6 protein-coding genes are annotated in these 6,043 nt (G+C 62.0%); all 6 read right to left on the reverse strand.

All coding sequences use genetic code 11. The features are described 5' to 3' along the window. Positions 1-14 precede the first annotated feature (14 nt). Entirely contained in the window at positions 15-962 is a 948-nt protein-coding gene (gene cbl / locus ACW5W7_RS19545) for an HTH-type transcriptional regulator Cbl (protein ID WP_456502778.1), read from the reverse strand. A 91-nt stretch (positions 963-1,053) separates the two neighbouring features. Continuing rightward, complete coding sequence (locus ACW5W7_RS19550; RefSeq protein WP_349919599.1) at positions 1,054-2,136, reverse strand: sulfate/molybdate ABC transporter ATP-binding protein; 1,083 nt, start codon at positions 2,134-2,136, stop codon at positions 1,054-1,056. Positions 2,137-2,160: 24 nt separating this feature from the next. Further along, positions 2,161-3,048, reverse strand: a complete 888-nt coding sequence (gene cysW, locus ACW5W7_RS19555; protein WP_456502779.1) for a sulfate ABC transporter permease subunit CysW — start codon at positions 3,046-3,048, stop codon at positions 2,161-2,163. Next, positions 3,045-3,884, reverse strand: coding sequence for a sulfate ABC transporter permease subunit CysT (gene cysT, locus ACW5W7_RS19560; protein ID WP_349919603.1), 840 nt, complete (start codon positions 3,882-3,884; stop codon positions 3,045-3,047). Before cysT ends, cysW begins: the two co-directional genes overlap by 4 nt. A gap of 295 nt (positions 3,885-4,179) precedes the next feature. Then, positions 4,180-4,755, reverse strand: coding sequence for an RBBP9/YdeN family alpha/beta hydrolase (locus ACW5W7_RS19565; protein WP_349919604.1), 576 nt, complete (start codon positions 4,753-4,755; stop codon positions 4,180-4,182). 42 nt (positions 4,756-4,797) lie between these two features. Then, on the reverse strand, positions 4,798-5,799 hold the full coding sequence (locus ACW5W7_RS19570; RefSeq protein WP_349919606.1) for a sulfate ABC transporter substrate-binding protein: 1,002 nt from the start codon (positions 5,797-5,799) through the stop codon (positions 4,798-4,800). Between the last annotated feature and the right edge of the window lie 244 nt (positions 5,800-6,043).

A 6,043-nucleotide genomic window follows, 5' to 3' on the forward strand; every position in this document is an offset into this window, starting at 1 on the left:
TTATGGCGATTCACTCAGATCTGGTAATCGAGCGCCGCATCGTTGCGCAGAGCCCGCGCCTGGATGTCTGCCAGCGCCAGTTCCGGGTTGCAGAGCTGGATGAACTGCCAGGCGAAATTGTGCTGGAACTGCCCCTGCTTGAGGCCGATCCAGGCGGTGTGGGGGGCAAACAGCCGGCTGCCATCGAGTTGCACCAGACCCTTGTCCCGCTGGCCGTTGAAGGCCATGTCCGCCAGTATACCCACCCCCATTTCCAGCTCGACATAGGTCTTTATGACGTCGGAATCCTGAGCCGTCAGCAGGATCTGCGGCACTATCCTGGCTTCGGCAAACGCTTCATCTACCCGCACCCGTCCGGTCAGCCCCGCCTGATAGGTCACGATGGGCCATTGCGCCAGCGCCGCCAGGGTCAGCTCCCGTTCGGCGGTGAGGGGGTGCTGCTCCGGCACCACTATGTTGTGATGCCAGCGGTAGTAAGGAAACGCCACCACTCCTTCGCTCTTGTCGAGCTGTTCGCTGCTGATGCCGATGTCCACTTCGCCGGTCTGCACCAGCCGCACTATCTCCTCCGGGCTGCCTTGGCGCAGCTCCAGCTGCACCAGCGGGAACTGCTCGCGAAACGCCTTCACCACCCGTGGCAAGGCATAGCGCGCCTGGGTGTGAGTGGTCGCGACCAGCAAGCGGCCCGAGTCGCGGTTGGCGAAGGTGCTGGCCAGTTTGCGGATGTTGTTGGCGTCATTGAGGATGCGCTCGGCGATCACCAGCAGCTCCTTGCCGGGCTCCGTCATGCCGAGCAGCCGCTTGCCGTAACGGATGAAGAGCTCCAGCCCCAGCTCTTCCTCCAGCTCGCGGATATGGCGGCTGACCCCGGACTGGGAGGTAAACAGGGCATTGGCGACCTCGGTCAGGTTGTAGTCCCGCCTTGCCGCTTCCCGAATAATGCGTAATTGCTGAAAATTCACGTCATCGCCTCCTGCGCTGACCGGCCCCGTGGATGGGCTCCCGGGGCCTTGTTCTCTGTCTCAAGCCTGAACACGATAGATGGCTCGCGCACTAGATCTGGTAGTCCGGGTAGAGCTGAGCCTGCTTGGCGATCAGCCTCACTCCCTGCCCCGGCACCAGGGTACGGGCCGCCTCCTTGCTCAGCTCGGCCTCGTAGTGAGCCCCCTTGCCATTGGGAGTGCCTGCGTCACCGTTGCCCCTGAGTTCGACCCGGATCCGCGGCCCCATGGGCAGCAGGCGAGTGATGGTGGCGCTGATGCCACCTGGCGCATCCGCCGGCAGGATCTCCAGCTCGTGGGGGCGCACGTAGGCGATGGCCGCGCTGCCCTGGGCCAGCCGGGAGTCACTCGCCCCCCCCAGCCACTGCTCACCGATGCCGAGCCCCTGTTCCGCCACCCGGCCATGGAACAGATTCACGCTGCCGAGGAAGCTGTGCACGAAGGAGCTGGCGGGCTGGTCATAGACCTCGGCCGGAGTGCCGACCTGCTCGACCCGACCGGCATTCATCAGCACCACCCGATCTGCCACCTCCAGCGCCTCCTCCTGATCGTGGGTCACGAACAGGCTGGTGACGTGCAGCTCGTTGTGCAGCTCCCGCAACCAGCGACGCAGCTCCTTACGTACCTGGGCATCGAGGGCGCCGAACGGCTCGTCCAGCAGCAAGACCTTGGGCTGTACCGCCAAGGCCCGCGCCAGGGCAACCCGCTGGCGCTGGCCACCGGAGAGCTGGGTCGGGTAACGACCAGCCACGTGGCTGAGCTGCACCAGATCCAGCAGCTCCTTGACCCGGGCACGGATATCCGCCTCGCTCGGGCGCTCGCTGCGCGGCTTGACCCGCAGGCCAAAGGCCACGTTCTCGAACACCGTCATGTGGCGGAACAGGGCGTAGTGCTGGAACACGAAGCCGACGTTGCGCTCGCGTACGTGCAGGGCGGAGGCATCCTCCCCCCGGATGATGACGTTGCCACTGTCGGCCTGCTCCAGCCCGGCGATGATCCGCAGCAAGGTGGTCTTGCCGCAACCGGAGGGTCCCAGCAGGGCGACCAGTTCGCCGTCGTGGAAGTCGAGGTTGATGTCGGCCAGGGCCGCGTACTGATTGAAATGCTTGTTGAGTCGTTGAACCTGAATGCTCATGGCTGCCTCGTTGAAACTGTGAAATCAGTGAGATTTAATGGGCTGACCACGCAGCCGGGCCAACAGGGTTTCCCCCAACAGGGTGAAGATCCCGAACAGGGCCAAGAGGCTTGCCACCGCGAAGGCGGCGCCGGTCTGGTACTCGTTGTAGAGGATCTCGATGTGCAGCGGCAGGGTGTTGGTCTGGCCGCGAATATGGCCGGAGACCACGGAGACGGCGCCAAACTCCCCCACCGCCCGGGCGGTACAGAGCAGCACGCCATACATCAGGCTCCATCGAATCCCTGGTAAGGTGACCCGCCAGAACATCTGCAAGCCGCTCGCCCCCAGCATGATGGCAGCCTCCTCTTCCTCCGGCCCGCGCGCCTCCATCTGGGGCAGCAGCTCGCGCACCACGAAGGGCACGGTGATGAAAGTGGTGGCCAGGATGATCCCCGGGGTGGCAAAGATGATCTTGATGTCGTGCTCACTCAACCAGTCGCCAAACCAGCCACGGCTGCCGAACATCAGCACGAACATCAGGCCGGCGATGACGGGGGAAACCGAGAACGGCAAGTCAATCAGAGTGATGAGCAGTTGCCGGCCCGGGAAGCGGAAGCGGGCGATGGCCCAGGCGGCCGCCAGACCGAACAGCACGTTCAATGGCACCGAGCAGAGGGTCACCAGAGCGGTGAGGCCGAGGGCGCTCAGGGCATCCGGTTCGCTGATGGCATGCCAGAAGAAAGCAAGACCCGGGCTCAGCGCCTGAATGAAGACGGTGGCGAGTGGCAACAGCAGCAGGGCGGCAAACCAGCCCAACCCGACGGTGATGAGCAACCACTTGACCCAGACCGGCTCGCGAGTCACAGGTTGATGGGTCACGACCACGGCCACTTGCGGTGCCTTGTCTATGGCGATGGTAGATGCGGTCATATCCGGCTCCCTCCGATACGGGCCCAGCTCCAGGCCTGCAACTTGTTGATGATCAACAGCAAAATGAATGAGATAAGCAGCATGACGGAGGCGATGGCGGAGGCGCCTGCGTAGTCATACTCCTCCAGGTGGCTCATGATCATCAGCGGCGCGATTTCCGACACCATGGGCAGATTGCCTGCGATGAAGATGACGGAGCCGTACTCCCCCACCCCGCGGGCGAAGGCCAGGGCGAAGCCGGTGAGCAGCGCCGGGATCAGGGTTGGCCAAAGCACCCTGGCAAAGGTCTGCCAACGGTTGGCCCCGAGGCTTGCGGCCGCCTCCTCCTGCTCGGTCTCGGCTTCACGCAGCACCGGCTGCAGGGTGCGCACCACGAAGGGCAGACCGATGAAGGTCAGGGCTATCACCACACCAATGGGGTTATAGGCGAGTTCGATGCCAAGGGGAGCAACCCATTGGCCGATCCAGCCGTTGGGGGCGAAGATGGCGCACAGGGCGATACCGGAGACGGCGGTGGGCATGGCGAACGGCAGATCGATGAGCGCATCCACCAGACGACGACCGGGGAAGCTGTAGCGCACCAGCACCCAGGCCAGGATGAGACCGAACAGGCTGTTGAGCAGGGCGGCGATAAAGGCGGCACCGAAGCTCAGGCGAAATGAAGCCAACACCCGGGGGGAGTTGATCACCTGCCAGAATTCGGCGGCACTCAGGTTGTTGATGGCAAACAACACCAACGCCGAAAGCGGCAACAGCACCAGTATGCCCAGGTAGAGCAGGCTGAAGCCCAGCGTCGCCCCCAGGCCAGGCAGGACAGAGTAAGAACTTAATCGCATAACACTTCCGATTGTTATAAGTAAGTTTCGATATAGCGATTCTGCTCACTCCCGCCAGATGCAACAAACACCAATAACGCCTTTGCTAATCACTTTTTTATCTAACAACGATGAAACAAGGCTTTTAGAGCAACAAATATAAAAAAAGGTCTTTTATATAAATAAAAGACCTAACCAAACGGAGCCGTAAAACCAAAACCGGAAGTGGATGCCATGAGTACGATCATGGGGACGGACGACGGGCCCCCATCTCTGTGTGTTTCCTCCTTGGCCTCTGCGCCGTGACGATCGATGACTAACGGAAGCTGAGTGCCGCCCGCTTGCCCCAATCGGTTTGAAGCGGTTCCACCACCATCTCGGCCCGCCGATGAAGGGTGCCGAGCAGGTTGAGACCCTGACTCCACTCCCCGTGACCTGACTGGGCATTGATGTGGCCCACCTCCCCCGCATCGAACAGGGGAACCTGCCACTGGCGGCTCCAGTACTCGGCTCGCTCGAACGACATCCAGGGATCGTTGCGACTGGCGATGAGCTGGGCGGAGACCTTGACCGATCCCGCCAGCGCCTCGTCCGGGATGCCAAAACGGGCCGGATCGGCGGGAGCCACGATCAGGATGGAGGAGACCTTCTCCGGCTGCAGCCTGGCGGCGGCGATGGCCGTCAGGGCACCGAAGGAGTGGGCCACCAGATGCACCCGGCCACGCCGGCTCCTGAGCTTGCTCGCCAGCTTGGCACTCCAGACCGTGAGGTCAGGCTTGTCCCAGGGCAGCCCAACCATGCGCTGCCACTGGGGGAAGTGTTGATGCCAGCGACTCTGCCAATGATCCGGTCCGCTGTTGTGCAGACCGGGAACCAGGAGGATCTTGTTCATCTGGAGGCTCCTATCCGTGATGCGGGACCCAGTGGGGCAGACTTAGCTGCCCGGCTGGTAGATCTGGTCGAACAGACCACCCTGGGAGAAGTGTTTCTTCTGGGCCTTGTCCCAGTCCCCTTCCAGATCCTTGACGGTGAACAGGTTCAGGGTCGGGAACTGGGCCGAGGTCTCCTTCAGGATCGCCGGATTGCTGGGACGGTAGTGATACTTGGCGATGATGCGCTGCCCCTCATCGGAGTAGAGATAATCGAGGTAGCCCTTGGCGACCGCCTCGGTGCCGTGTTTCTTGGCGACCTTGTCCACCACGGTGACCGGCGGCTCCGCCAGAATGGAGACGGACGGTACCACCAGTTCAAACTTGTCGCTGGTGCCCGGCTGACCCAGCACCAGCAGCGCCTCGTTCTCCCAGGCCAGCAGTACGTCGCCGAGGCCGCGTTCGATAAAGCTGGTCGTGGCACCGCGAGCACCGGAATCCAGCACCTTCACGTTCTTGAACAGGTCTCCGACGAACTGCTTGGCCTCCTCCTCACTGCCGTCCTTCTTCAGGGCATAGCCCCAGGCAGCCAGGTAGTTCCAGCGCGCCCCGCCAGAGGTCTTGGGGTTGGGGGTGACGATGGAGACATCCTTGCGCACCAGATCGTCCCAGTCCTTGATCTGCTTGGGATTACCCTTGCGCACCAGGAAGACGATGGTGGAGGTATAGGGAGACGCGTTATTGGCGAGCCGTCCCTCCCAGTCACTGGCGGTGAGGCCGGCCTTGGCCACTGCATCGACGTCGTAGGCCAGCGCCAGCGACACCACGTCGGCTTCCAGACCGTCCACCACGGCACGCGCCTGCTTGCCGGAACCACCGTGAGACTGGCTCACCACCACATCGTCTCCGGTCTTGCTCTTCCACTCCTTGGCAAACGCCGTGTTGTACTCCTGGAACAGCTCGCGGGTAGGGTCGTAGGAGACGTTGAGCAACCGGACTTCGGCGGCATTGGCTTGGCCGAGCGCAAGCAGGGATAACAGGGAGAGAGCGGTCATTCGCAGTTTCATGGTGATACTCCTTATCGTTGGATTGAGTACAGCATGCCGCCTCTTTGATATACCTGGAAGAAAGAAATAGCGCATTGCTTATCTCTTTTCTGCATATCAAGGGTGAGTCAGAAACAAGATTAAGGTGAGATCGCGAGGGGAAAATGAGAAATACAGAAACGCAGAAACGAAAAAAAGCCCAGTCGTTAGACTGGGCTTCTTGTTAGTGGCGGAGCGGACGGGACTCGAACCCGCGACCCCCGGC

The organism is Aeromonas intestinalis (genome assembly GCF_054052485.1).

Excerpts from the sequence above, each read along its gene's own strand:
- ACW5W7_RS19550 (WP_349919599.1), bottom strand. The coding sequence starts at position 2,136 with ATGAGCATTCAGGTTCAACGACTCAACAAGCATTTCAATCAGTACGCG.
- cysT (WP_349919603.1), bottom strand. The coding sequence starts at position 3,884 with ATGCGATTAAGTTCTTACTCTGTCCTGCCTGGCCTGGGGGCGACGCTG.
- ACW5W7_RS19565 (WP_349919604.1), bottom strand. The coding sequence starts at position 4,755 with ATGAACAAGATCCTCCTGGTTCCCGGTCTGCACAACAGCGGACCGGAT.
- cysW (WP_456502779.1), bottom strand. The coding sequence starts at position 3,048 with ATGACCGCATCTACCATCGCCATAGACAAGGCACCGCAAGTGGCCGTG.
- ACW5W7_RS19570 (WP_349919606.1), bottom strand. The coding sequence starts at position 5,799 with ATGAAACTGCGAATGACCGCTCTCTCCCTGTTATCCCTGCTTGCGCTC.